26 protein-coding genes and 1 pseudogene are annotated in these 25,066 nt (G+C 60.3%); 12 read left to right on the forward strand and 15 right to left on the reverse strand.

The annotated features are described in order from the left end of the window. Positions 1 to 142: 142 nt before the first annotated feature. Positions 143 to 2,464, forward strand: coding sequence for a response regulator (locus ABV589_RS06085; protein ID WP_367085266.1), 2,322 nt, complete (start codon positions 143 to 145; stop codon positions 2,462 to 2,464). Here ABV589_RS06085 and ABV589_RS06090 read toward each other — a convergent pair. The 3 genes from ABV589_RS06090 to msrB all read right to left on the reverse strand — a co-directional run bounded on the left by ABV589_RS06090 (position 2,448) and on the right by msrB (position 3,990). Further along, positions 2,448 to 2,909: a MarR family transcriptional regulator gene (locus ABV589_RS06090; RefSeq protein ID WP_367085267.1), complete on the reverse strand. Its 462-nt coding sequence runs from the start codon at positions 2,907 to 2,909 to the stop codon at positions 2,448 to 2,450. The genes ABV589_RS06085 and ABV589_RS06090 overlap by 17 nt on opposite strands. Next, positions 2,906 to 3,391 (reverse strand): glutathione peroxidase, encoded by a 486-nt coding sequence (locus ABV589_RS06095; RefSeq protein ID WP_367085268.1) that lies wholly within the window; start codon positions 3,389 to 3,391, stop codon positions 2,906 to 2,908. The genes ABV589_RS06090 and ABV589_RS06095 overlap by 4 nt, the downstream gene beginning before the upstream one ends. A gap of 203 nt (positions 3,392 to 3,594) precedes the next feature. Then, a complete protein-coding gene (msrB, locus tag ABV589_RS06100; RefSeq protein WP_367085269.1) occupies positions 3,595 to 3,990 on the reverse strand; it encodes a peptide-methionine (R)-S-oxide reductase MsrB in 396 nt (131 codons plus the stop codon). A 223-nt stretch (positions 3,991 to 4,213) separates the two neighbouring features. Here msrB and ABV589_RS06105 point away from each other — a divergent pair, with 223 nt between their 5' ends. Beyond that, on the forward strand, positions 4,214 to 5,425 hold the full coding sequence (locus ABV589_RS06105) for a pyridoxal phosphate-dependent aminotransferase (protein WP_003226761.1): 1,212 nt from the start codon (positions 4,214 to 4,216) through the stop codon (positions 5,423 to 5,425). 304 nt (positions 5,426 to 5,729) lie between these two features. Beyond that, positions 5,730 to 6,617, forward strand: a complete 888-nt coding sequence (htpX, locus tag ABV589_RS06110; RefSeq protein ID WP_007964827.1) for a protease HtpX — start codon at positions 5,730 to 5,732, stop codon at positions 6,615 to 6,617. Positions 6,618 to 6,817: 200 nt separating this feature from the next. Here htpX and ABV589_RS06115 read toward each other — a convergent pair whose 3' ends face one another. Further along, a complete protein-coding gene (locus tag ABV589_RS06115; RefSeq protein WP_367085270.1) occupies positions 6,818 to 7,465 on the reverse strand; it encodes a thiopurine S-methyltransferase in 648 nt (215 codons plus the stop codon). Positions 7,466 to 7,569: 104 nt separating this feature from the next. Here ABV589_RS06115 and ABV589_RS06120 point away from each other — a divergent pair, with 104 nt between their 5' ends. Next, positions 7,570 to 8,337 carry a class III extradiol ring-cleavage dioxygenase gene (locus tag ABV589_RS06120; protein WP_367085271.1) on the forward strand — a complete coding sequence of 256 codons (768 nt, stop codon included), beginning with the start codon at positions 7,570 to 7,572 and terminating at the stop codon, positions 8,335 to 8,337. Between the two features lie 165 nt (positions 8,338 to 8,502). Here the strand turns inward: ABV589_RS06120 and ABV589_RS06125 are convergent, their stop codons facing one another. Further along, positions 8,503 to 10,176 (reverse strand): DEAD/DEAH box helicase, encoded by a 1,674-nt coding sequence (locus ABV589_RS06125; RefSeq protein WP_007964821.1) that lies wholly within the window; start codon positions 10,174 to 10,176, stop codon positions 8,503 to 8,505. 421 nt (positions 10,177 to 10,597) lie between these two features. On the opposite strand from ABV589_RS06125, the gene ABV589_RS06130 reads away from it, so the two are divergent. After that, a complete protein-coding gene (locus ABV589_RS06130; protein WP_367085272.1) occupies positions 10,598 to 11,389 on the forward strand; it encodes a crotonase/enoyl-CoA hydratase family protein in 792 nt (263 codons plus the stop codon). A gap of 108 nt (positions 11,390 to 11,497) precedes the next feature. Here the strand turns inward: ABV589_RS06130 and ABV589_RS06135 are convergent, their stop codons facing one another. Further along, positions 11,498 to 12,253 carry a spermidine synthase gene (locus ABV589_RS06135; RefSeq protein WP_367085273.1) on the reverse strand — a complete coding sequence of 252 codons (756 nt, stop codon included), beginning with the start codon at positions 12,251 to 12,253 and terminating at the stop codon, positions 11,498 to 11,500. A 153-nt stretch (positions 12,254 to 12,406) separates the two neighbouring features. Here ABV589_RS06135 and ABV589_RS06140 point away from each other — a divergent pair, with 153 nt between their 5' ends. Continuing rightward, positions 12,407 to 13,753: a class II 3-deoxy-7-phosphoheptulonate synthase gene (locus tag ABV589_RS06140; protein WP_007964815.1), complete on the forward strand. Its 1,347-nt coding sequence runs from the start codon at positions 12,407 to 12,409 to the stop codon at positions 13,751 to 13,753. A gap of 162 nt (positions 13,754 to 13,915) precedes the next feature. Here ABV589_RS06140 and ABV589_RS06145 read toward each other — a convergent pair whose 3' ends face one another. Both ABV589_RS06145 and ABV589_RS06150 read right to left on the reverse strand, forming a co-directional pair. Further along, complete coding sequence (locus ABV589_RS06145) at positions 13,916 to 15,142, reverse strand: winged helix-turn-helix domain-containing protein (protein ID WP_367085274.1); 1,227 nt, start codon at positions 15,140 to 15,142, stop codon at positions 13,916 to 13,918. A gap of 64 nt (positions 15,143 to 15,206) precedes the next feature. Next, positions 15,207 to 15,428, reverse strand: a complete 222-nt coding sequence (locus ABV589_RS06150; RefSeq protein ID WP_007964812.1) for a DUF1127 domain-containing protein — start codon at positions 15,426 to 15,428, stop codon at positions 15,207 to 15,209. A gap of 96 nt (positions 15,429 to 15,524) precedes the next feature. Between ABV589_RS06150 and ABV589_RS06155 the strand changes: the two genes are divergently transcribed. Then, positions 15,525 to 16,379: a LysR substrate-binding domain-containing protein gene (locus ABV589_RS06155; protein ID WP_177325748.1), complete on the forward strand. Its 855-nt coding sequence runs from the start codon at positions 15,525 to 15,527 to the stop codon at positions 16,377 to 16,379. Here ABV589_RS06155 and ABV589_RS06160 read toward each other — a convergent pair. Further along, on the reverse strand, positions 16,369 to 17,118 hold the full coding sequence (locus ABV589_RS06160) for a sulfite exporter TauE/SafE family protein (RefSeq protein WP_045122197.1): 750 nt from the start codon (positions 17,116 to 17,118) through the stop codon (positions 16,369 to 16,371). The two genes, ABV589_RS06155 and ABV589_RS06160, sit on opposite strands and share 11 nt — an antisense overlap. Positions 17,119 to 17,228: 110 nt before the next feature. Here ABV589_RS06160 and ABV589_RS06165 point away from each other — a divergent pair, with 110 nt between their 5' ends. From ABV589_RS06165 to ABV589_RS06175, 3 genes are all read left to right on the forward strand, one after another. Beyond that, positions 17,229 to 18,185, forward strand: coding sequence for a LysR family transcriptional regulator (locus ABV589_RS06165; protein WP_367085275.1), 957 nt, complete (start codon positions 17,229 to 17,231; stop codon positions 18,183 to 18,185). A 73-nt stretch (positions 18,186 to 18,258) separates the two neighbouring features. Continuing rightward, positions 18,259 to 18,726: a MarR family transcriptional regulator gene (locus tag ABV589_RS06170; protein ID WP_367085276.1), complete on the forward strand. Its 468-nt coding sequence runs from the start codon at positions 18,259 to 18,261 to the stop codon at positions 18,724 to 18,726. Between the two features lie 320 nt (positions 18,727 to 19,046). Further along, positions 19,047 to 19,466 carry an organic hydroperoxide resistance protein gene (locus tag ABV589_RS06175; RefSeq protein WP_047599843.1) on the forward strand — a complete coding sequence of 140 codons (420 nt, stop codon included), beginning with the start codon at positions 19,047 to 19,049 and terminating at the stop codon, positions 19,464 to 19,466. 16 nt (positions 19,467 to 19,482) lie between these two features. On the opposite strand, the pseudogene ABV589_RS06180 reads toward ABV589_RS06175, so the two are convergent. From ABV589_RS06180 to earP, 3 genes and pseudogenes are all read right to left on the reverse strand, one after another. Beyond that, positions 19,483 to 19,605 (reverse strand): annotated as a pseudogene (locus tag ABV589_RS06180) (metal ABC transporter ATP-binding protein); the annotation flags it as partial. Between the two features lie 51 nt (positions 19,606 to 19,656). Next, positions 19,657 to 20,226 carry an elongation factor P gene (locus tag ABV589_RS06185; RefSeq protein ID WP_003226785.1) on the reverse strand — a complete coding sequence of 190 codons (570 nt, stop codon included), beginning with the start codon at positions 20,224 to 20,226 and terminating at the stop codon, positions 19,657 to 19,659. A gap of 48 nt (positions 20,227 to 20,274) precedes the next feature. Continuing rightward, positions 20,275 to 21,417: an elongation factor P maturation arginine rhamnosyltransferase EarP gene (gene earP / locus ABV589_RS06190; RefSeq protein ID WP_367085277.1), complete on the reverse strand. Its 1,143-nt coding sequence runs from the start codon at positions 21,415 to 21,417 to the stop codon at positions 20,275 to 20,277. Positions 21,418 to 21,541: 124 nt separating this feature from the next. Between earP and ABV589_RS06195 the strand changes: the two genes are divergently transcribed. Both ABV589_RS06195 and ABV589_RS06200 read left to right on the forward strand, forming a co-directional pair. Continuing rightward, on the forward strand, positions 21,542 to 21,952 hold the full coding sequence (locus ABV589_RS06195) for a hypothetical protein (RefSeq protein ID WP_007964805.1): 411 nt from the start codon (positions 21,542 to 21,544) through the stop codon (positions 21,950 to 21,952). 2 nt (positions 21,953 to 21,954) lie between these two features. Continuing rightward, positions 21,955 to 22,437 (forward strand): transcription elongation factor GreAB, encoded by a 483-nt coding sequence (locus ABV589_RS06200; RefSeq protein WP_367085278.1) that lies wholly within the window; start codon positions 21,955 to 21,957, stop codon positions 22,435 to 22,437. Between the two features lie 9 nt (positions 22,438 to 22,446). On the opposite strand, the gene cysB is transcribed toward ABV589_RS06200, so the two are convergent. The 3 genes from cysB to ABV589_RS06215 all read right to left on the reverse strand — a co-directional run bounded on the left by cysB (position 22,447) and on the right by ABV589_RS06215 (position 25,043). Beyond that, a complete protein-coding gene (gene cysB, locus ABV589_RS06205) occupies positions 22,447 to 23,421 on the reverse strand; it encodes an HTH-type transcriptional regulator CysB (RefSeq protein WP_007908591.1) in 975 nt (324 codons plus the stop codon). A gap of 113 nt (positions 23,422 to 23,534) precedes the next feature. Next, positions 23,535 to 24,038, reverse strand: a complete 504-nt coding sequence (locus tag ABV589_RS06210; protein WP_123587438.1) for a universal stress protein — start codon at positions 24,036 to 24,038, stop codon at positions 23,535 to 23,537. A gap of 99 nt (positions 24,039 to 24,137) precedes the next feature. Next, positions 24,138 to 25,043 (reverse strand): 5'-nucleotidase, encoded by a 906-nt coding sequence (locus tag ABV589_RS06215; protein WP_367085279.1) that lies wholly within the window; start codon positions 25,041 to 25,043, stop codon positions 24,138 to 24,140. Between the last annotated feature and the right edge of the window lie 23 nt (positions 25,044 to 25,066).

The raw sequence follows: 25,066 nt of genomic DNA on the forward strand, positions 1-25,066 counted from the left end.
GTGATGATGGTGCTTCAGCGACGACAATCAGATCAACAAACCCCGCTCAGGCCTTGTTACAAGGCGATTCGGGAACCTCGGTATCCATACATGATCGACTATGCTTGAGCAGCGAAGGGAAACGGAAGTGGTTCAACACCCCATGGATATCAAATTCACCCACCGGCTGTCTTACAAGCAAGCCAGATTCACTGTGCTGGTCGGGTTCATTCTGGGCACGCTGCTCAGCCTGCTGCAGATCGGCATCGATTATGCCAGCGAAGACGCCTCCATCAACCGTGAAATCCTGTCTTTGCTGGAAATCAGCCACAATCCGGCGTCGCGTATCGCCTACAACATCGACGCGGAACTGGCGCAGGAACTGACCCTGGGCCTGTTGCGTTCGCCGGCGATCATCTCGGCGCAATTGACCGACAACAACGGCAATGTCCTGGCCAACGTCAAACGCCCGGAGCTGCAAAGCGGTTATCGGGTGATCAGCGACTTCCTGTTCGGCGCCAAGCGCCAGTTCGAAGACCGCCTGTACCTCGATCACCTGCCCGAAGAATCGCTGGGCACGCTGAGTCTTGAAGTCGACACCTACGCGTTCGGCAGCCGCTTCCTGCGCCGCGCCGAAGTCACCCTGCTCAACGGCTTTGCCCGCAGCCTGATTCTCACCGGGATCCTGCTGGCGCTGTTCTACGTGATGCTGACCAAGCCACTGGTGCGCCTGATCCGGGAACTTAGCGCGCGTGACGCACGCAGTGCGGAACCGACGACCCTGGAATGTCCGGCCGGCCACGCCAATGACGAGATCGGCGTACTGGTCAAAGTCGCCAACCAGCAGTTCGACAACATCGCCACGGAAATCCAGCAACGCCGCAACGCGGAAAACCGCCTGACCGACTACCTCGGGCAACTGGAACACATCGTCTCGGCCCGCACCGCCGAGCTCAAGGCCATCAATACCCGGCTCAGCCAATCCAACGAGGAACTGGAGGTGGCCCGCAGCACCGCACTGGACATGGCCGAAGCGCGCTCGGCATTCCTCGCCAACATGAGCCACGAGATTCGCACCCCGCTCAATGGCCTGCTGGGAATGATCGCCCTGTCCCTCGACGGACCGCTGAACGCCGAGCAACAGCAACAGCTGTCGATTGCCCATGACTCGGGCAAGGTGCTGGTGGAGCTGCTCAACGATATTCTCGACCTGTCCAAATTCGATGCGGGGCAACTGGAGCTGGAACACATTCCGTTCGACCTCGGCTCGCTGATCGAGGACACCGCCAACCTGCTGTCGCAGAACGCCGCGCCCAGCGTCGAACTGACCTGCCTGATCGATCCACACTTTCCGGCGCTGGTGCTGGGGGATCCGACCCGGGTACGGCAGATTGTCAGCAACCTGTTGTCCAATGCCCTGAAGTTCACCCGCTTCGGCCGGGTCGATGTGCGTTTGTCAGCGCATAACGACGGGGTGCGCATCGAGGTCTGTGACACCGGCATCGGCATCGCCCAGGAAGCCCAGGTGAAAATCTTCCAGCCGTTCACCCAGGCCGGTGCCGGCATCACGCGGCAGTACGGCGGCACCGGCCTCGGCCTGGCACTGACCTACAACCTGTGCGAGGCCATGCAAGGCCGGCTGACCATCAGTTCCGAGGCCGGTTTCGGCAGCCAGTTCTGTGCCGATCTGCCATTGCCGTGTCACACCCGGGCGGTCATGCCCCCGCCGCTGCACGGCAAGGTACTGGCGATCACCGCTGCCAGCAGCGGCTTGGCGGAACTGCTGAAGACATTGTTGCCGGTGTGGGGCGTGACTTATGAACAGCGCACGATGGACGACCCGTTGCTGGGCCTGTCACCCGATCTGCTGATCACCGATTGCCCGGAATGCCTGTTCAGTCTGCGCCCGACCCTCAGCGCGCCAATTCTCGTTGTCACCGCTTATGGCAGTTTCATGCCCAGCGAAGAGGCCGCCGCGCTGGCGCCATTGCAGCAACAGGCCCGACCACTGGCGCGCAACGCGCTGTATCAGATCCTGCGGCGCATCCTGCTGGCGGACGTCACCATGATCAACGATACGCAGCTCGAGAGCCTGCCGGTTCGGCGGCGCGCAAAGGTGCTGCTGGTGGAAGACAACCCGGTCAACCAACTGGTGGCCAAAGGCATGCTCGGCAAGCTCGGTTGCGATGTGGTGGTCGCTGCCCACGGCGCCGAAGCGCTGGATCAACTGGAGCACGATGAATTCGATCTGGTACTTATGGATTGCAACATGCCGGTGATGGACGGCTACGAAGCGAGCCGGCAGATTCGCCAGAGCGGGCGCTGGCCGCACCTGCCGATCGTCGCGCTGACTGCCAACGCCATGTCCGAAGAACGCGAGCGCTGCCGTGCGGCCGGCATGAGCGATTACCTGGCCAAGCCGTTCCGCCGCGAAGAGCTGGCGGCCCTGCTCGACCAGTGGATTCCGGCTACGTCAGCGCTTTGATCTGCCCCAGCAGCTGATCGAGGCCGTTACGCAAATCGTTGAGCCGATCAAGGTCCACCCCGCTGTCGCACAACAACCGCGCCTTGAGCGGCCCGACCTGCTCGCGCAACGCCTGGCCTTGCGCGGTCAGGCTCAGGTGCACTTCACGCTCGTCGCGCGCCGAGCGCTGTCGCTGCACCCACTGCAATTGTTCAAGGCGCTTGAGCAACGGCGTCAGGGTGCCGGAGTCCAGCGCCAGACGCTCGCCCAAGGCCTTGACCGTCGGTTGCGCCGGCGCACTGTCCTGCCATTCCCACAGCACCAGCATCGCCAGGTACTGCGGATAGGTCAGGCCGAGCTGATCGAGCATCGGCTTGTAAGCACGAATCACCGCCCGGGACGCGGCATACAACTTGAAGCACAACTGACTGTCGAGCTTCAGCGAATCGTCGGGCAGGCTGTTCATTTGAGCAGGGCTTCGATCTCGCCGCTGATGTCCTGCGGCTTGGTGGTCGGGGCGAAACGCTTGACCAGTTGCCCATCCTTGCCGATCAGGAACTTGGTGAAGTTCCACTTGATGCCCTCGGAGCCGAGCAGACCCGGAGCGCGTTTTTTCAACTGCACGAACAATGGATGCGCGTCAGAACCGTTGACGTCGATCTTCTTGAACAGCGGGAAACTCACGCCGTAGTTCAGCTCACAGAACTCGCTGATCGCGCCTTCGTTGCCCGGCTCCTGCTTGCCGAACTGATTGCATGGAAACCCCAGCACCACCAGGCCCTGATCCTTGTAGGTCTGCCACAACTCTTCCAGGCCTTTGTACTGCGGGGTGAAGCCGCACTTGCTGGCGGTGTTGACCACCAGAACCGCCTTGCCGGCGAAATCGGCCAGGGTCTTTTGCTCACCCTTGATGGTGATGACAGGAATATTCAGCAGGTTGTCGCTCATGATCCGCACTCTGAATTCTGGAAGAAGGCGTAAACATAGCGAGCAATTAAATTGCGTGCAATTTAATTAACTGCACATAACCCTGTAGGAGCTGCCGAAGGTTCGGGCCGCGTTCGGACGATCTTTTGATCTTGAAAATCAAAAGATCGCAGCCTTCGGCAGCTCCTACAGGGTGGATCAAGCGCACCGGTCGGGCGGGCAGTTCATTCGCGCGGCTCGAGATCCAGGCACACCGAGTTGATGCAATACCGCAGGCCGGTCGGTGGCGGACCATCGGGGAACACGTGGCCCAGATGCGCGTCGCAGCGGGCGCATTTGACCTCGGTGCGGATCATGCCGTGGCTGGTATCGCGGATTTCGGTCATGGCGCTTTCGCCGATCGGCGCGTAGAAGCTCGGCCAGCCGCAGCCGGAATCGAATTTGGTCGTGGAGTCGAACAGCGGCTCATTGCAGCAGACGCAGTGATAAACGCCGTCAGTCTTGGTGGCGTTGTATTTACCGGAGAACGGCCGTTCGGTCGCACTGAGGCGACATACGTTGTACTGCTCCGGGTCGAGCATCGCACGCCATTCTTCCAGGGTTTTTTCCAACTTTTCCATCGTCACACCTCAGCGGCTGAAAAAGCCCGATCTGTACCTTTTCCACGGATCGGGTGGCACGTATGATTGCGCCTCGTCACACGCCAGTCTGGCAGCCAGACCGGGCGCATTCAAACGGATTCTCGGCGCCACGGCGCAAGACTCCGCCTGTGCGAAGACGCAGGAATCCCAGTACGGTTGGCCATCCGCCGTCTGGATCGTTCATTTTCGGGATCACATCGCCATGCAGTTCAGCAAATCGAACAAGCTCGCCAACGTCTGCTACGACATTCGCGGCCCGGTGCTCAAGCACGCCAAACGTCTGGAAGAGGAAGGCCAGCGCATCCTCAAGCTGAACATCGGCAACCCGGCGCCGTTTGGTTTCGAAGCGCCGGACGAAATTCTCCAGGATGTGATCCGCAACCTGCCGACGGCCCAGGGCTACAGCGATTCCAAAGGCCTGTTCAGCGCCCGTAAAGCGGTGATGCAGTACTACCAGCAAAAAAATGTCGAAGGTGTCGGCATCGAAGACATCTACTTGGGCAACGGCGTGTCCGAGCTGATCGTGATGTCGCTGCAGGCACTGCTCAACAACGGCGACGAAGTGCTGGTACCGGCCCCGGACTATCCGCTGTGGACTGCAGCCGTGAGCCTGGCTGGCGGCAATGCCGTGCACTACCTGTGTGACGAGGGTGCCGACTGGTTCCCTGATCTGGCCGACATCAAGGCCAAGATCACCCCGAACACCAAGGCCATGGTGATCATCAACCCGAACAACCCGACTGGCGCGGTGTATTCGAAGGAAGTGTTGCTGGGCATGCTGGAAATCGCCCGCGCGCACAACCTGGTGGTGTTCTCCGACGAGATCTACGACAAGATCCTCTACGACGACGCCGTGCACATCTGCACCGCCTCGCTGGCGCCGGACCTGCTGTGCCTGACCTTCAACGGTCTGTCGAAATCCTACCGCGTGGCGGGTTTCCGCTCCGGCTGGATCGCCATCTCCGGGCCGAAACACAATGCCCAGAGCTACATCGAAGGCATCGACATGCTGGCTAACATGCGCCTGTGTGCCAACGTGCCGAGCCAGCATGCGATCCAGACTGCCCTTGGCGGTTATCAGAGCATCAATGACCTGGTGCTGCCGCAAGGTCGCCTGCTGGAGCAGCGCAACCGTACCTGGGAGTTGCTCAATGACATTCCGGGCGTCAGCTGCGTCAAACCGATGGGCGCGCTGTATGCGTTCCCGCGGATCGACCCGAAGGTCTGCCCGATCCACAACGACGAAAAATTCGTCCTCGACCTGCTGCTTTCCGAGAAACTGCTGGTGGTGCAAGGCACGGCCTTCAACTGGCCGTGGCCGGATCACTTCCGCGTGGTGACGTTGCCCCGTGTCGACGATCTCGAGATGGCCATCGGCCGCATCGGCAACTTCCTCAAGTCCTACCGCCAGTAACCGGTCAACGGTGCGCAACGGCCCGAACGTTGCGCACTGTCTGATTCAGCAACACTTCTGCACTCTCCGCCCCGCTGCGCCTTCTACACTTGCGATTCGTATGGCTCACACGCCTCTGGCGTAGAGGTGGCGGGTGGCGACCGTCTGTCAGCCCTTTCGGTTTCGCTCGTGAGCAATGACCTGCGGCACCTCGAATCCGCTGTAGGACACAGTTTGAAATAGTCACTCGGTTGAATCACCCGGTGCCGCACCTTATATACCCCGCAGTACGCTACATCTTTAGCTTGAGGAGATTTCTACAACCATGATGCGCATCCTGCTGTTTTTGGCCACTAACCTGGCGGTCGTGCTGATAGCCAGCATCACCCTGAGCCTGTTTGGCTTCAACGGGTTCATGGCGGCCAACGGGGTTGATCTCAACCTCAGTCAGCTGCTGGTTTTCTGTGCGGTCTTTGGTTTCGCCGGTTCGCTGTTCTCGCTGTTCATCTCCAAGTGGATGGCGAAGATGAGCACCAGCACCCAGATCATCAGCCAGCCACGTACCCGGCATGAGCAATGGCTGCTGCAAACCGTCGAGCAACTGTCCCGCGAAGCCGGGATCAAGATGCCCGAAGTCGGTATTTTCCCGGCCTACGAAGCAAACGCCTTTGCTACCGGCTGGAACAAGAACGACGCGCTGGTCGCGGTCAGCCAGGGCCTGCTCGAACGCTTTTCGCCGGATGAAGTGAAAGCCGTTCTGGCCCACGAAATCGGTCACGTGGCCAACGGTGACATGGTCACCCTCGCGCTGATCCAGGGCGTGGTGAACACCTTCGTGATGTTCTTCGCCCGGATCATCGGCAACTTCGTCGACAAGGTGATTTTCAAGAACGAAGAAGGCCAAGGCATCGCCTACTACGTGGCGACGATCTTCGCCGAACTGGTACTGGGCATTCTCGCCAGCGCCATCGTCATGTGGTTCTCGCGCAAACGCGAATTCCGCGCCGACGAAGCCGGCGCACGTCTGGCGGGCACCAACGCGATGATCGGTGCGCTGCAACGCCTGCGCGCCGAACAGGGCCTGCCTGTGCACATGCCGGACACCCTCAACGCCTTCGGCATCAACGGTGGCATCAAACAGGGCTTTGCCCGCATGTTCATGAGCCACCCGCCGCTGGAAGAGCGTATCGACGCGCTGCGTCGTCGCGGTTGATCGGTTTGGCACAGTAACGAAAAGGCCCGCAGTGATGCGGGCCTTTTTTGTACTCGGGGGTTATGCGCTGCCTGTTCTGGCCTCATCGCTGGCAAGCCAGCTCCCACAGGGTTTTGTGGTGTTCTCTGGATTTCTGATACAACGGGGATCACTGTGGGAGCTGGCTTGCCAGCGATGAGGCCGGCCCTGCCAATAAAAACCTATCGGCCAGAAACCCGATAAACCCGCTCCTCCAACCGCGTCACTCCCGCCTGCAGAAACTTCCAGCTCTCCCCCAGCACATCCTGCTCTTCCAGCATCCGCACCTGCCAGACATCACCCAGCAACCGCTGCACTTCATCATCCCCCACCGCAAACGGCGGCCCTGGCATCTGCGCCTGATTGTAATCCAGGGTAATCAACAGACCTTGCACACTTTGCGGCAGGATTTGCTGCAGATGCGCCGCATAGCGCTCACGCATCGCTGGTGGCAAGGCGATCAGCGCGGCGCGGTCGTATAACGCGGTGCAATCGGCTACATCGCTTGCTGTCAGCGCAAAAAAGTCACCGCACCACAACTCGATGGCGTCACCGCGATAGACCTTGAACGCACCCTTCTGGCTGATCTGCGGCTGCACCTGATGCTCCCTGAAAAAGTCCTTAATAGCCTTTTCCGACAGTTCGATCCCGAGCACCTGATGACCGCGCCCGGCCAGCCACGCCAAATCCAGACTTTTCCCACACAACGGCACGAGCACTCGCGCCGTTGCCGGTACCGCCCAGTGCCGCTGCAGATACGGGTTCACCTCAGGCAGATGAAAGCCGATCTGATTGGATTCCCACTTCTTGTGCCAAAACTCAGGCTGCATGCATCACCCCAAAAAATTCGATCAAAAGGCGTTAAAACTTATATTAGATTTAGATCAATGATCTGACTGAAGATGAGGCCATCTTACCGCTCAGGAACCTTTCCATGTTTCCCAGCCTGTTTATCTCCCACGGCTCACCGATGCTGGCCCTGGAACCCGGTGCCAGTGGCCCGGCGCTGGCGCGTCTGGCGGCCGAACTGCCGCGGCCGAATGCCATCGTGATCGTCTCTGCCCACTGGGAAAGCCAGGAGTTGCTGGTCAGCAGCAACCCTCGTCCAGAAACCTGGCACGACTTCGGCGGCTTCCCGCGCGCCCTTTTCGAAGTGCAGTACCCGGCACCGGGGGATCCGCAACTGGCGGCCGAAGTGGCTGAATTGCTTGACGCCGCGCATCTGCCGGCACGCCTCGACCCGCAACGCCCGTTCGATCACGGCGTTTGGGTGCCACTGTCGCTGATGTACCCGCAAGCGGATATTCCGGTGGTGCAGGTGTCGCTGCCGAGTCGCGGCGGCCCGGTGTTGCAAACCCGTGTCGGACGAGCGCTGGCGACGCTGCGCGAGCAAGGCATTCTGCTGATCGGCTCCGGCAGCATCACCCATAACCTGCGCGAGCTGGACTGGCATGCTGGCCCGGACAGTGTCGAGCCATGGGCCAGGGATTTTCGCGACTGGGTCATCGACAAGCTTGCAGCCAACGACGAAGCGGCTCTGCACGACTACCGTCAGCAGGCACCCAATGCCGTGCGCAGCCACCCGAGTGATGAGCATTTGTTGCCGCTGTATTTCGCACGGGGTGCCGGGGGTGAGTTCAACGTGGCGCACCAGGGGTTCACCATGGGTGCATTGGGCATGGACATCTATCGCTTCGGTTAAAGGCAGATCAAAAGATCGCAGCCTGCGGCAGCTCCTACATTTGGAATGCATTTCTCCTGTAGGAGCTGCCGCAGGCTGCGATCTTTTGAGCTTGAAAGACAGGCAAAAAAAATCCCCGAACCAGTCGGGGATTTTTCATGTGCGATCAATCAGCCAAAGGGCGGATCAATCTTCGCGGTAGCGACGCAGTTTCAACTGCTTGCCAGCGACGCGAGTGTCCTTCAGCTTGGTCAGGAGTTTGTCCAGACCATCTTCCGGCAGCTCGACGAGGCTGAAGCTGTCACGCACCTGGATGCGACCGATCGCTTCGCGGGCCAGACCACCTTCGTTGAGGATCGCGCCCAGCAGGTTCTTGGCGGCGATACCGTCACGCGCACCCAGCGCGGTACGGCAACGGGCACGGCCTTCGCCCAGAGGCATTGGCGCGCGACGCTCGCGGTCACCACGATCAGGACGATCACCGGAACGCTCAGGACGGTCGCCACGCGGTGCGTTGTTCGGCACCAGTGGACGTTCCTTCTCGATCGCTGCCAGGTTCAGCGCCTGACCATTAGTGGCCTTGCGCAGCAGAGCAGCGGCCAGTGCACGCGGAGTGCAACCGATGTCGGCAGTCAGACGATCCAGCAGTTCGCCGTGAGTCGACTCGGCATCAGCGACCAGCGGCGACAGGCTGTTGGTCAGTTTCTTGATGCGTGCATCGAGAACAGCCTGAGCGTCCGGCAGACGCACTTCGGCAACCTTCTGACCGGTGACACGCTCGATCACTTGCAGCATGCGGCGCTCACGTGGAGTCACCAGCAGCAGCGCACGACCTTCGCGACCGGCACGGCCGGTACGGCCGATACGGTGCACGTAGGATTCCGGATCGTACGGCATGTCCACGTTGAACACGTGGGTGATGCGCGGAACGTCCAGACCACGGGCAGCCACGTCGGTCGCGACAACGATGTCCAGACGGCCATCTTTCAGCGAGTCGATCACGCGCTCACGCTGGTTCTGGGCGATGTCACCGTTCAGCGCAGCGGCTTTGTAGCCTTTGGCGTCGAGGGCGCTGGCCAGATCCAGGGTCGCTTGCTTGGTGCGCACGAACATGATCAGAGCGTCGAAGTCTTCCACTTCCAGCAAGCTGAGAACGGCAGAGGTCTTCTGGTCAGCGTGAACCAGCAGGTGAGCCTGCTCGATCGCGGTAACGGTCTGGGTCTTGCTCTGGATCTTCACGTGCTTCGGATCGCGCAGATGGCGCTCGGCGATGGCACGGATCGACTGCGGCAGGGTCGCCGAGAACAATACGGTCTGACGGGTTTCCGGCATGGCCTTGAAGATGACTTCCAGGTCGTCCATGAAGCCCAGTTTGAGCATTTCGTCTGCTTCGTCCAGAACCAGATGGTTCACGGTAGCGAGGACTTTTTCGTCGCGACGCAGGTGGTCGCACAGACGGCCCGGAGTGGCGACAACGATCTGTGCGCCATTACGGATTGCTTTCAATTGTGGGCCCATCGGCGCGCCGCCGTAGACAGCCACAACAGTTACGCCCGGCATTTGCTTGGCGTAGGTTTCGAAAGCGGTTGCAACTTGTAGCGCCAACTCACGAGTTGGGGCCAGGATCAGAGCTTGCGGCTCGCGCTTGGACGGATCAATGCGGTGCAGGATAGGCAGGGCAAAGGCAGCGGTTTTACCGGTACCGGTTTGCGCCTGACCAATCATATCGTGACCGGCGAGGATGATCGGGATCGACTGCTGCTGAATGGCCGAAGGCTCTTCATAGCCGGTAGCGACTACTGCAGCGACAATATTGGGATGAAGTTCAAGAGCGGCGAAGCCGCCGATTTCCTGGGTCATGGGTCTGCCTCTAAGTGCATCCGCAAAGACCCATGCTCCAAAGCTGCACATGCCGTGTTGAGACTCAAGAGTCGCCCTGGCAGCTTTGTCGGCGGGGATTTGCGAAAACGTATGAATGAAAAAGAATCGTCAAGGAAGAGCCCGCAGTGCGGACGTGCAGCCGAAGCTGACTTCGGGGAATTGCGCTACCTAAACGCGGCCCGGTTAAAGGCCGGCGCGCACTATACCGGAATTTGCCCGAAAAGGGAGCTTTTTTTATCAGCTGAATCGCTGTGTCACCGCTGTGTAACGGGGTTTTGCGGATAATCGTGCGAAGGTCTATTTTGCAAAGGCCCGGCCTTGCGGGCGATGACGCTTAAACGATTCACCGATGTGCGGCATACCGTCGCTGCACCCGCCCTTCCCGCCCGAGGATTTACCCATGAATCAGTCCTGCCCCGGTCGCGTCAGCCGTGAACGTCGTGGTCATGTCCACCTGATCGGCCTGGACCGAGCGGCCAAACGCAACGCGTTCGACCTCGATCTGCTCAACGCGCTGAGCCTGGCCTACGGTGAGTTCGAGGCCGACACCGAAGCGCGGGTGGCCGTGGTATTCGGGCATGGCGAGCACTTTACCGCCGGTCTGGATTTACTGAATGCGAGCTCTGCGCTTGCCGAAGGCTGGCAGGTTCCGACCGGCGGTTGCGACCCGTGGGGTGTTTTCGTCGGACCGCGAGTGAGCAAACCGGTGATTGTTGCCGCGCAAGGCTACTGCCTGACCATCGGCATCGAGTTGATGCTGGCCGCCGACATCAACCTGTGTGCGAGCAACACCCGCTTCGCGCAAATGGAAGTGCAGCGTGGGATTTTTCCTTTTGGTGGCGCGACTTTACGTTTTCATCAAGTGGCGGGATGGGGCAACGCGATGCGCTGGTTGCTGACCGGAGATGAGTTCGATGCACACGATGCGCTGCATTTGGGCCTGGTACAGGAAGTGATGGCCAGCGAGGATCTGTTGCCACGAGCGATTGAGTTGGCCGAGCGAATTGCCCGGCAGGCGCCGCTGGGGGTGCAGGCGACGCTGATGTCGGCTCGGCAGGCGCGGTATGAAGGTGAGACCGCGGCGGCACAGGGGTTGCCGGCGCTGGTGAAGAAGTTGCTGGGGAGTGAGGATGCCAAGGAAGGGGTACGGTCGCTGGTTGAGCGGCGCCCTGGAATCTTCAAAGGGATCTGAGAAAACGGGTGCTCTTCAGGCCCTCTTCGCGAGCAAGCTCGCTCCCACATTTGGAATGCATTTCAAATGTGGGAGCGAGCTTGCTCGCGAAGGGCCATTACTGACCACTCATGTCGCCGGGCGAATTGCGTTGATCAACGACTGCAACGAATACCCCAACCGCGGCGCCAGCTCTTCGGCCCGGGCGGTCAGGGCTTGCATGTCCAGGTCCTGATCGAGATCCGCCGGCACAATCAGAATCACATTGCCCTCCTTCACCGGCAGCTCCCAGTAATGCCGGTGATACAGCCCGCGCAGCAATGCTGCGCCCAACGGCTTGCCGTCATCGGTGGCCCACTGGTTGATCACCAGCCAGCCACCCGGATTCAGACGTTTCTGACAATCACCGAGGAAACTCCAGGCCAGATGCCCGACACCCGGGCCGACATCGGTGTAGAGGTCGACAAAGATCAGATCCGCAGGCTCGGCCGTCGGCAGCAACTCCAGGGCATCGCCGACACGAATGTACAAACGCGGATCGTCATCTAGCCCCAGATATTCGATGGCCAGGCGCGGCACGTCCGGGCGCAGTTCGATGGCTTCGACGTCTTCCAGCGGCAGAAACTTGAGACAAGCCTGGGTCAGGGTGCCGGCACCGAGGCCGAGAAACAGCGCGCTCTCCGGTTGCTCATGGCACAACGCGCCAATCAGCATCGCCCGGGTGTAGTCGTATTCGAGCCAGCTCGGATCGGCGGTGAACACGCAGCTCTGCTCGATGGCATCGCCGAATTCCAGAAAGCGGTAATCGGCCACTTCCAGCACGCGAATCACGCCGAACTCATCCTGTACCTCGGCGAGCAACAGCTCGACGCGCTCCTCAGTCATTTCGTCTCCTGATGGTCACCGGGCGCGGTGACGCGATGGCACCGCTCCGGCGCCGTGGCAAAGCGGCGATTGTCGGTGATGGGGCGGGAGCAGGTCACGCACTAATTGCTGCTACCATGGGCTTCCCGTGCGTAGAACCAATTAGAGACCGTGATGAGCCAACCGTGGAGCCCTGACAGCTGGCGCGCCCTGCCGATCCAGCAACAACCCCAATACCCTGACGCGGCGCATCTGCGCCAGGTCGAGCAGACCCTGGCCAGCTATCCGCCGCTGGTGTTTGCCGGCGAAGCACGCGAGCTGCGCCGTCAGTTTGCCGAAGTGACTCAGGGCCGGGCGTTCCTGCTGCAGGGCGGCGATTGCGCGGAAAGCTTTGCCGAGTTCTCGGCGGCGAAGATTCGCGACACGTTCAAAGTATTGCTGCAAATGGCGATCGTCATGACCTTCGCCGCCGGTTGTCCGGTGGTCAAGGTCGGGCGCATGGCCGGCCAGTTCGCCAAGCCGCGCTCGGCCAACGACGAGACCATAGACGGCGTGACCCTGCCCGCCTACCGGGGTGACATCGTCAACGGCATCGGTTTCGACGAAAAGAGCCGGGTGCCGGATCCCGAGCGCCTGCTGCAGTCTTACCACCAGTCCACCGCCACCCTGAACCTGTTGCGCGCCTTCGCCCAGGGCGGTTTTGCCGACCTGCATCAGGTGCACAAGTGGAACCTGGATTTCATCGCCAACTCGGCACTGGCCGAAAAATACAGCCATCTTGCCGATCGCATCGATGAAACCCTGGCGTTCATGCGCGCCTGTGGCATGGACAGTTCGCCGCAACTGCGCGAAACCAGTTTCTTCACCGCCCACGAAGCGCTGCTGCTGAACTACGAAGAAGCCTTCGTGCGTCGCGACAGCCTGACTAACGATTACTACGATTGCTCGGCGCACATGCTGTGGATCGGCGACCGCACCCGTCAGCTCGACGGCGCCCACGTCGAATTTCTGCGCGGAGTGAACAACCCGATCGGGGTGAAAGTCGGCCCGAGCATGAACCCGGATGATCTGATCCGCCTGATCGACGTGCTCAACCCGGACAACGATCCGGGCCGTCTGAACCTGATTGCGCGGATGGGCGCAAACAAGGTCGGCGATCACCTGCCGGCGCTGATCCGCGCGGTGCAACGTGAGGGCAAGCAGGTGCTGTGGAGCTCCGACCCGATGCACGGCAACACCATCAAGGCCAGCAGCGGCTACAAGACCCGCGACTTCGCGCAGATCCTTGGCGAAGTGAAACAGTTCTTCCAGGTACACGAAGCCGAAGGCACTTATGCCGGCGGGATTCACATCGAGATGACCGGACAGAATGTCACCGAGTGCATCGGCGGTGCGCGGCCGATTACTGAAGACGGGCTGTCGGATCGCTACCACACCCACTGCGATCCGCGGATGAATGCCGATCAGTCGCTGGAGCTGGCGTTTCTGATTGCCGAGACGCTGAAGCAGGTTCGTCGCTAAGCCGCCCGCCCCCATCGCCTGTAGGAGCTGCCGAAGGCTGCGATCTTTTGATCTTGATCCTAAAAAACAAAATCAAAAGATCGCAGCCTTCGGCAGCTCCTACAGGGGTCCAGATCACCCAAAGATCTTTGTGGAAGCCAGTCTGCTGGCGATAAGGCCAGTTCAGTCACAGAGAATTGCAGACATTGCCACCCGCAACCGCCCCGCACTTTCGCGCTGACAATTAAGCTGCACTCGCGCAAGCCCCAGCCAATCGGCCATCTGCCGCAAATTCAACGCCAGCGCCAACATCCCCTCATCATCCAGCCCCGGCGCCTCCTCGTGCACTGCATGCACCGCCAATCGCCCCGCCGCCCGCTCGGCACGCAGATCGACCCGCGCGGCAATCCGCTCGTTGTGCAGAAACGGCAGCACGTAATAGCCATAAACCCGCTTGTCCTGCGGCGTATAGATCTCCAGCCGATAGCGAAAATCGAACAGCCGCTCGGTACGACTGCGCTCCCAGATCAACGAATCGAACGGTGACAACAAAGCACTGGCGACAACTTTACGCGGGACTTTCGGCTGCGGCAGGCAGTAGGCAATTTGTCGCCAGCCGGCGACTTCGCAAGTCTGCAACTGCCCGTCCTCGACCAGTTCCGCCAGACGCGGTCGCGCATCTCCCGGATTCAGGCGAAAGTAATCGCGCAGGTCTTTTTCAGTGCCAACACCCAAGGCCTGCGCCGCGTGCAGCAGCAAGCCCCGCTGCGCTTCAGCCTCGTCAGGTAACGCTTGCTGCAAAATAGAAGATGGAATGACCCGCTCCGGCAAATCATACAAACGCTCAAAACCGCGACGGCCGGCCACCGTCACTTCACCGGCGGCGAACAACCATTCCAGCGCATGCTTTTCCGCACTCCAGTCCCACCACTGTCCGGCCTTGTCCTCACGGGTCGACAGGCTGCCGGCGCCCAATGCACCGCGCTCCTCAACCGCGCTTAAAACCCGGCGCACGACGTCCTGCCGTTCAAGACCAAACTTCGCCAGTTGCTGATAAATGTCTCTGCCAGTTCTGGCCCGCTGCATCCGCCAGCCCAGCAACGGATACATCGCCAGCGGCAGCAACGACGCTTCATGGCCCCAGTATTCGAACAGCGTGCGCCGACGACCCGAACTCCATGCAGCCTGGTCGAGCAGATCGGAAGAATAGGAACCGAGACGGGAAAACAGCGGCAGGTAGTGCGAGCGCACCACGGCGTTGACGGAGTCGATCTGCAGCAGGCCCAGCCGTTCGATCAGCCGGTTGAGTTGCGGCGCCTTGACGGTCGGCGGCTGGCGCCCGTTGAATCCTTGGGCAGCCAGCGCCAGACGTCGCGCCTGTTTGAGGGAAAAGGCCAGAGTCGCGGGCATGAACATCTCCTTGTCTGCTCGCAACCTACCTCACCTGAAAGTGGTTTGTGTAGTAAGGCCCTGATCATTTATGCATCGGATCGTCCCAGAACGGCCGGATGGCCTCGTGCTCGACGTCGGCACGGCTGACCCCGATGTCCTTCAGCGCTTCGTCGCTCAGGCTGGCAAGCAACTCGCGTTCTCGGTGCAGTTCGTACCAGCGGCTAAACTTGTGCAGCAGGTCGGAAACGATATGGCCGTGGCCGGAAAATTTTGTGTCGTCTACATACTCTCTTTGACCTTTCATCGTGTTGCCCTCCTTGTGGATGGCTCAAGTCTCGCGCTGGCGCTAAGATCAATCCAACGAATGTTTCTGATGGCATTCATCACGGAGATTCATCAATTGTCGGCTTACCCCAGTATCGATACCGATGTCCTGCGCACTTTCGTTGCGATTGCCGATCAGGGCGGTTTTACCCGCGCCGGCGAGATGGTCAACCGCACGCAATCGGCGGTGAGCATGCAGATGAAGCGCCTCGAAGAAGACGTGCTGCAACGCCAGTTGTTCGAGCGCGACGGCCGCCAGGTACGCCTGACCGCCGAGGGCCAGGTGCTGCTGGGTTATGCGCGGCGCATCCTGAAATTGCACAGCGAAGTGTTCAATACCCTGCGCGAGCCGCACATGGTTGGCACGGTGCGCATCGGTACGCCGGACGATTATGTGATGCGGTTTCTGCCGGGGATCCTCTCGCGGTTTGCCCAGTTCTACCCGCTGATCCAGATCGAAGTGCACTGCGAATCCAGCAAACAGCTGTTGCAGCGCACCGATCTGGACCTGTCGATCGTCACTCGCGAGCCGGGCAACGAGATTGGCCAGTTGCTGCGCAAGGAGCGATTCGTCTGGGCCGAGGCGCAGAATTTCAGCGCCCATGAGCAGACGCCGCTGCCGCTGGCGATGTTCAACAGTGATTGTTTCTGTCGCTTGTGGGCGTGCAATGCGCTGGACGCAATGGGCCGCGAATACCGCATCGCCTACAACAGCACCAGCCTGTCGGCGCTGATGGCGGTGGTGAGCGCCGGTCTGGCGATCACCGCGCAACTGGAAAGCCTGATCACCCCGGACATGCGCATTCTTGGCGCTGCCGAGGATCTGCCGCTGTTGCCCGAGGCCAGCATCATGCTGATCCGCAACCTGAACAATCCGTCGCCGATCACCGAATGCCTGGCCGAGCACATCGTCGAAGGCTTCAAACTTTAAAGGCGAGCATCACCGCACACAGCACCAGAAAACCGCAAAACAGCCCGCGCAGGAGCCTTTCCGGCATGGCGTGGGCGACTTTCACCCCCCAACTGATGCTCGCCAGACCGCCAATGGCCAGTGGCAGGCCGATCATCCAGTCCACTTCGTGATGCACCGCGTAAGTCACCAGGGTCACGCCAGTGCTCGGCAACGCCAATGCCAGCGACAGGCCCTGGGCAACCACTTGGCTGGTGCCGAACAGGCTGGTCAGCACTGGCGTTGCCACCACGGCGCCGCCGACACCGAACAGACCGCCCATGGTTCCGGACGCTGCGCCCAACACTCCCAGCCATGGCCAGGAATAGCGCATTTCGGAAGTCGCGGCGGGTCGCTTGCCAAACATCTTCAGCAGGTTGTACGCCGAAAGCACCACCAGGAACGCGACAAAACCGATGCGCATGGTCTGCGCATCGATGCCCACCGCCCAGATCGAACCGATCCACGCAAAGCAAAAACCCATGACCGCCAACGGCAGCGCATGACGCAGCTCGATGCGATTGCGCTGGTGATAGCGCCACAGCGCCAGCATCACGTTGGGCACCACCATCACCAGCGCTGTGCCTTGGGCGATCTGTTGATCGAGGCCGAACCACACGCCCAGCAGCGGAATGGCGATCAAACCACCGCCAATGCCGAAGATCCCGCCCAGGGTTCCAAGGGCGGCGCCAAACAGCAGGTACAACAAAAACTCGATCACAGCGATGTCCTCATCCGTCAGACGACTCATCCTACGCAGTCGAGGCTGGCGGGGAAACGCACAGCAACGCACAATGGCTATGCCAATTTCGCACAACCACTGAAGCACTCATGAATCCCAATCAGTTGACCGAACAGCTCGGGCTGTTTCTCGATGTACTGGAGAGTGGCAGTTTTTCTGCAGCTTCTCGTCGGCATCCGCTGACGCCCTCTGCCGTGGCGCGGCGCATCGACAGCCTGGAAAACGCGGTCGGCAGCCAGTTGTTCATTCGCAGCACCCACGCCGTACGGGCGACCCCGGCGGGTCTGGCGTTTGCCGAGCGAGCACGACGCATCGTCAGCGAACTGCAACTGGCCCGCGCCGAGGCAGTGTCGCTGAGCAGTGCACCGGAAGGCTTGATCCGCATCGATGCCCCGGCGGCTTTTGGTCGCCGCCATCTGGCGCCGGTGATCGCTGATTTTTTGGTGCTGTACCCGGGACTCGACGTGCAGTTGCACCTGATCGACAGCTTCATCGACATGCACGGCTCGAATCTGGGCAAAGTCGATCTGGTGCTGCGTGCCGGGCAAATGGCCGATACGCGGCTGGTCGCCACGCCCCTGGCGAGCATGGTACGCATTGCCTGCGCCAGCCCCGACTACCTCAAACGCCGTGGCGCACCGAGTCATCCCGCGCAGTTGAGTGAACACGACGGGCTGGATTGGGAAGGTCTCGCCCCACCCTTCGCCTGGCGCTTCGAACTGGACGGGCAAATGCAACTGCATCGCCCCGCGCGCATCCGCATGAGCGCCAATAATGCCGAAGCGCTGGTGTGCGGGGCACTGGCCGGGCTGGGCGTCGCGCATTTGCCGACCTGGCTGGCCAGTGAGTACCTGCTGCGCGGCGAACTGCTGCCGCTGTTCTGCGAGAACGGTCTGCCGCAACCAGAGAGCACCGGCATCTATGCACTGCGCATGGAACAGCAGACCCATTCGCGCAGCCGTCTGCTTCTGGAATACCTGAAGACCCGCTTCAGCCCGGTGCCGCCGTGGGATCTGGCGCTACAGCGCGAGCTGGGCCGGCACTAGATTCTGGATAATTATCTGGCGCATTAAACATTCGGGCGCTAGATTCAAGCCCATCATCGAACAAGGCTTTGCCATGACCACCGAACGCGACACCCCCGACAACTGCGATCACCTGCTGCTCGATAATCAGGCCTGCTTCGCCCTGCATTCCACTTCGCTGATGATGACCAAGGTCTACAAGCCGCTGCTGCAAGCGCTGGGCCTGACCTACCCGCAATATCTGGCAATGATGGTGCTGTGGGAAAAGGACGGTTTGACCGTGGGCGAGATCAGCACGCGATTGATGACCGATCCGGGCTCGCTGACGCCGCTGCTCAAGCGACTGGAGGGTGAAGGCCTGCTGAGCAGAACTCGCAGCCGTGAGGATGAGCGGGTGGTGATTGTCGAGTTGACCGCGCAGGGTCGGGCTCTTCGCGAGCAGGCCAAAAGCGTTCCGCAATGCATCTTGGGCGCCAGTGGTTTCACCCTCGAACGCCTGCAGAATCTACAATCCGAGCTGCAAGCCCTGCGCAGCCATCTGCAAGACAGCCTGACCGGATAACAACGCTGCCCCTTGTAGGAGTGAGCCTGCTCGCGATAGCGGTTGTTCAGTCGGCCCCCGTATTGCCTGCTCCACCGCTATCGCGAGCAGGCTCACTCCTACAAAGGATCGGTTCACCAGAAAAAATATTCAGCCCGCGCCCCCACCATCCGCTCTAAATCTTCACTTTCAAGCTGATCGACAGTGCCTTTAAAGGACCGAGATTCAGCTTTCTCAAAAAATTATCTTGCGCACTAATCATTTGCGAGCTACATTTCTCTCGCACTTACTTAGCGCGCAAACAATTAGCGCAAAATCAGAATTCCAACGAGGCCCACACCATGCAAACTCTCTACACCGCAATTGCAACCTCCACTGGCGGCCGTGACGGTCGTGCAATCTCCAGCGACAACGTCCTCGACGTCAAACTCGCTACCCCCAAAGAACTCGGCGGGGCCGGTGGTGCTGCGACCAACCCTGAGCAACTGTTCGCTGCCGGTTACTCCGCCTGCTTCATCGGCGCGCTGAAATTCGTTGCCAGCCAGACCAAACGCAAAATCCCCGACGATGCCTCGATCACCGCCCACGTCGGCATCGGCCAGATCCCTGGTGGTTTCGGTCTGGACATCGATCTGCACATCAGCCTGCCAGGCCTGGAACAAGCGGATGCACAGAGCCTGGTCGAAGCGGCGCATCAGGTCTGCCCGTACTCCAACGCCACTCGTGGCAACGTTGACGTACGCCTGCACACCACCGTTTGAGAACAACGCCAATCCACTGTGGGAGCGAGCTTGCTCGCGAATGCGGTGTGTCATTCAACAAACAGGTTGTCTGACCGGGCCTATTCGCGAGCAAGCTCGCTCCCACAGGGTTAAGAGGTAGACGTGGAATCGCAGGCACAAAAAAGCCCGACTCGATGGTCGGGCTTTTTCTTTCCGCGAAAAGCAGTGCTTATTTGGCACGGCCTTTGTAGGAACCGCCTTCGCGGGTATCGATCTCGATCATGTCGCCGATTTCGATGAAGTCAGCAACCGACAGCTCGGTACCGTTCTTCAGTTTGGCAGGCTTCATCACCTTGCCGGAAGTGTCACCGCGAGCGGAACCTTCGGTGTAGTCAACCTGACGCACGATGGTGGTCGGCAGTTCTACGGAAACCAGACGCTCTTCGAAGAACACGGCTTCGCAAACGTCGGTCATGCCTTCTTCAACGAAAGGCAGAACGCTTTCGATGTCTTCGGCGTTCAGTTCGTACATGGTGTAGTCAGTGGTGTCCATGAACGTGTAGGTGTCGCCGCTGATGAAGGACAGAGTCGCTTCTTTGCGGTCGAGGATCACGTCGTCCAGCTTGTCGTCCGCACCGTAAACGGTTTCGGTCTTGTAACCGGTCAGCAGGTTCTTCAGCTTGGTCTTCATGATCGCGCTGTTACGGCCCGACTTGGTGAATTCAGCTTTCTGAACCAGCCAAGGATCGTTGTCGATACGGATCACGGTACCGGGTTTGAGTTCTTTACCAGTTTTCATTGCGAATATCCGAATTTGGATGGGATTTACAAAAATCTAGGCCGCGTATCATATCCAATTTAGGTAAAACCTTACCAGCGCCGTGGCAAGATCCGCCTGCAAGCCTTGTTCCAGACACCACGCCTCGGCGTTTTCCTGCAGCTCTGGCCAGTGTTTACGGGCCTGGAGCCAGTGCTCGCCGATCGGCTGCCCGGCACTCCAGGCCCGCCACAGACCGCTCATCGCCTCGGCTGCGGCCGGCGAAAGCCCCTTCGTATACAACGCAAGGAACGCATCGAGCTTGTCGAGGTGGATGTCTTCGTCCTGCTGATAGATGTGCCAGAGCATCGGTCGCCCGGCCCACTGCGCCCGGACGAACGAGTCTTCACCGCGCACCGCGTTGAAATCGCAGCACCACAGCAACTGATCATATTGATCCTGACGAACGAACGGCAGCACCTGCACCGTCAGCGCCTGGCGCACGTTCAGATCGCCCACCGCCAGCGAGTCGACCCCGAGCCAACGCGCAACATCACCGAGAATCCGCCCTTCTGGCACCAGCAGATGGGTGGGCGCGTCATCGGCGGCCAGCACATCCAGCCAACTGGCGAGACCGGCGTTCTCGTAGGCAAACAACGAAATCAGTTGTGCGCCGGGCGCGCGTTCGATTCCCAGACGTTGCAGAAACTGACGCTGCGCCTGGTCATCCGCCTGAAACGCGCGACGTCGCTCAAGCAAACCCCGTTCACGCAGCAAGCCTCCGGCCCCCGGCTGAAACCCGGGAAAGAAGAAAAACTTCTGTACGGACTTGTACTTCACCGAAGGCAAACCGTGGCAACCGCTGACCCAGTCTTCGGCGCTGAGGTAATCGAGGTTCATCCACAGCGGCGGCTGTTGCCGCTCGGCCATGGCGTCCATATAAGCGGTTGGTAACTGACAAGCGAACGCGGCGATCACCACGTCCGCCGCCGAGGTCTGCGGCCAGTCGCTCGGCCAGTGCCGCACCTCGACGCCCTGCTGCGATTGCTGCGCCAGGTGGATGTCGATCTCGGGGCAGATACGTTCAAAGGCGCGCAGGTCATCGACCCACAGCCGCACCGTCACGCCATGCTCGGCCACCAGTTGCCGGGCCAGACGCCAGGTCACGCCGATGTCGCCATAGTTATCGACCACGGTGCAAAAAATATCCCAGCGGGTTTTCGGTACCGGCATACAAGTCTCCCGTTGGCAAAAGCGCTGATTGTCCGCATAAATAACCTCGCGCAGAAGAGCCGACGGCGATTAATCTTCGTGCGACAATCGCCACTTGCCCGCAATCATCCGCCAGGAGGCAGCCATGCCCTATCGCCCCAACCCGCGTCGTCCCTTGCCCGTTCAGCTTAGCGCGCTGCAACTGACCGGCAGCATCGCCCTGGGCATGTGGCTGGGCTTTCTGGCCATCGCCCTGACTTGCTGGCTGATTTCGCGGTTCGTGTTGACCGAGCAACTGGCACCGGTTGCCCAGGCCGTGCAGCAACTGGCCAAGCCGCCAGCGGCGGTCCAGGTGCAACCGGACATTCCGCCACAGAGTCCGCTGTTCGACCAATATGAGGAAAACCTGCGCAAGAACGAGCAGCAGAATCGCCTCGATCAGGCTCGCAGCAGCACGCGCAATCAGTCGAACCCCAAATGCCAGTTCTGGCTGCAACAGGACCAGACCGCGCCGAGCGAAAAGAGCCGCGCCAACGTTTTGCAATTCTGCGATTGATCATGAACAAACACACCGTCCACCAACTGATCCTCGACAAACTGCGCGTCGACCTCGACATCGCCGAGCGCGCCGCGCAGACCGCGTACGAAACCGCGACCCACGAGGAGAACATCGCCGAGAACAAGTACGACACGCTCGGACTTGAGGCTTCCTATCTGGCGGCTGGTCAGGCGAAACGGGTCGAGGAAATCCGCCAGTCACTGGCGCTGTGCCAGAACCTGACACTGCGTGCCTATGATGAAAATCGCGGCATCGAGATCGGTGCCCTGCTCGGTCTGGAGGACGAAAAGGGTCGCGAGCAATGGCTGTTTCTGGCACCGGATGCGGCAGGCCTGAAAATCGATGTGGTGGGTCAGCCGATTACCGTCATCACCCCGCGCTCGCCGCTGGGCAAAAGCCTGCTGGGCAAGTTCGAAGGCGATGAGGTGGAGATTCTGGTGGCGGGCACCCGGCAACAGTTCGCTGTCACCGAGGTGCTTTGAAGCAGGGTTTTAGTGGACCGGCAGTTCGACGCCGTCGAACAGCTCTTCCAGTTCCTGCTTGTTGTGGCACTGGATGGCTTTGGCCATCACTTCGCGGGTCAGGTGCGGGGCGAACTTCTCAATGAAGTCGCACATGAAACCACGCAGGAAAGTACCGCGACGGAAACCGATCTTGGTGATGCTCGACTCGAACAGCTCGCTGGCATCCAGCACCACCAGGTCGTTATCAAGTTTGGTGTCGACCGCCATCTTGGCGACAATACCCACACCCAGGCCCAGACGCACGTAGGTTTTGATCACGTCGGCGTCGGCCGCGGTGAACACCACTTTCGGCGTCAGGCCACGATGGCTGAAGGCTTCGTCGAGTTTCGAACGGCCGGTGAAACCGAACACGTAAGTCACGATCGGGTATTCGGCCAGCGCTTCGAGGGTCAGCTTCGGCAGCTTGGTCAGCGGGTGGCCCTGGGGCACGACCACGCAGCGGTTCCAGCGATAGCACGGCATCATCACCAGATCGCCGAACAGCTCCAGCGCTTCGGTGGCGATGGCGAAATCGACGGTGCCGTCAGCGGCCATCTCGGCGATCTGCATCGGCGAACCCTGGTGCATGTGCAGCGCCACGTCCGGGTATTGCTTGATGAAATTGCTGATCACCGGCGGCAGCGCATAACGTGCCTGGGTGTGGGTGGTGGCAATCGACAGGGTGCCTTTCTTCTCGTTGGAGAATTCCTGGGCAATCTGCTTGATGCTTTCGACCTTGCGCAGGATTTCACCCGCGGTGGTGATGATGCGCTCGCCGGCCGGGGTGACGCGGGTCAGGTGCTTGCCGCTGCGGGCAAACACTTCAACGCCAAGTTCGTCTTCCAGCAGGCGGATCTGTTTACTGATACCCGGTTGCGAGGTGTAAAGGCTTTGGGCGGTAGCGGAAACGTTGAGGTCGTGGTGCGCCACTTCCCAGATGTAGCGCAATTGTTGAAGCTTCATATGTATCCCTCAAAGCAGGTAGACGCCACGGGCATCAGCGACGGTATATAACTATATTAATGGTTTGATGAATAAATCTAGAACTTTTTTATCAAAACGCCATTATTCCCGCTTCAGCGATCCTCCCGGCGCCGGCGCTCCACCAACGGCACCAGATAAACCGGCACCTTGGCCAATTGCAGGACCCGGGTCGCCGTGCGCCCCAAAGGCGTTTCCGCCCCTACGCCGTGGCTGTGAGTGCCTACGATCAGCAAATCCACAGAGAGTTTCTGCACCTGGTCGAGAATCACCTGCGCCGGATCACCCTGCACCACCCGAACCGCGCAAATCCTCTGCAGATCCTGCTCGCCCTCGTCGCCCAGCTCTTCGCGAAAACTGTCCAGCACCCGTTGCTCGATATTGGCGATGACAGTTTTCAGACCCTGACTGTGAAATTCGTTCAATGCCTGTTCGTCGAGATAACTCTGCAACACCGATTCGGCAAACAGCCCCATGGGTTCCACTGCATGCACCACATACAAGTCGGCATTGAATGTCCGCGCCAGTGCCAGGGCATGCTGCATCACTAAAGGTGCGTAAAGACCGAGGTCAGTGGCATACAGCATCGAACGAATCATATGACCTCCTCGCGTGCCAACTATGGCGGAGATTTGATTCAGCTTAGCAGTGCCTTGGCGAGTACGACGTGCGACGCAACGTCTTGAAGCACTGGGGCTTTAGATCGACGGTTCGTTGCTGATGCCATGCGGTACGTGACCGGTGGCGACCACTTCGCGGGCGGCCTCGCAGTGGCCAGTCTGATCGTCGAAAAACACATCGGCAGCGAAGGCTTCGAGAAACGCCGATTTGGTCAGCCCGCCGAGAAACAGCGACTCGTCGAGACGGATATCCCACTCGCGCAAGGTACGGATCACCCGCTCATGGGCCGGTGCCGAACGCGCGGTGACCAGCGCCGTGCGGATCGGGCAGTCGTCCTCGGGGAACTCGCGCTGCAGCGCATTGAGGGCCGCCAGAAAACCTTTGAACGGCCCGCCGCGCAAGGGCTCGCGTGCCGACTCACGTTCCTTGGCCTGGAACGCCTCCAGCCCGCCGGACTGATAAATGCGCTCGGACTCATCGGAAAACAGCACCGCGTCGCCGTCGAAGGCGATGCGCAATTCGTCACTGGCGGCGCGACTGGCGCCACCGGACAGGATCGTCGCGGCGGCAAATCCGGCGTCCAGCGCGGCGCGTACATCCTCGGCGTGCGTGGACAGGAACAGGTCACAGCCAAAGGCTTTGAGGTACGGATAGGGACTGCGCCCGCCGACGAAGGCCGCCCGGGAAATGTCCAGCCCATAATGATGGATTGAATTGAAGGCGCGCAGGCCGGTGTCGGCGCTGTTGCGCGAAACCAGAATCACCTCGACCCGGGCGCGGTCGAGGCGACTGTTGAGGCTCAGGAGTTTTTCCACCAGGGGAAAGGCATCGCCGGGCGCGAGAATCTCGTCTTCGTGTTCGATCTGGTATTGCCGATAGGCTTCGACGCCGCTCGCCAGGTAGACCTTGTGACTCTCGCTCAGGTCGAACAGGGCGCGAGACGAGATCGCCAGCACCAGTTTGTCATCGATGTTCTTGGCCATGCCTTCCCCCACTCCCCCAGAAA

This window comes from Pseudomonas sp. HOU2, assembly GCF_040729435.1.
In the GTDB taxonomy this organism is placed as follows: Bacteria; Pseudomonadota; Gammaproteobacteria; order Pseudomonadales; family Pseudomonadaceae; genus Aquipseudomonas.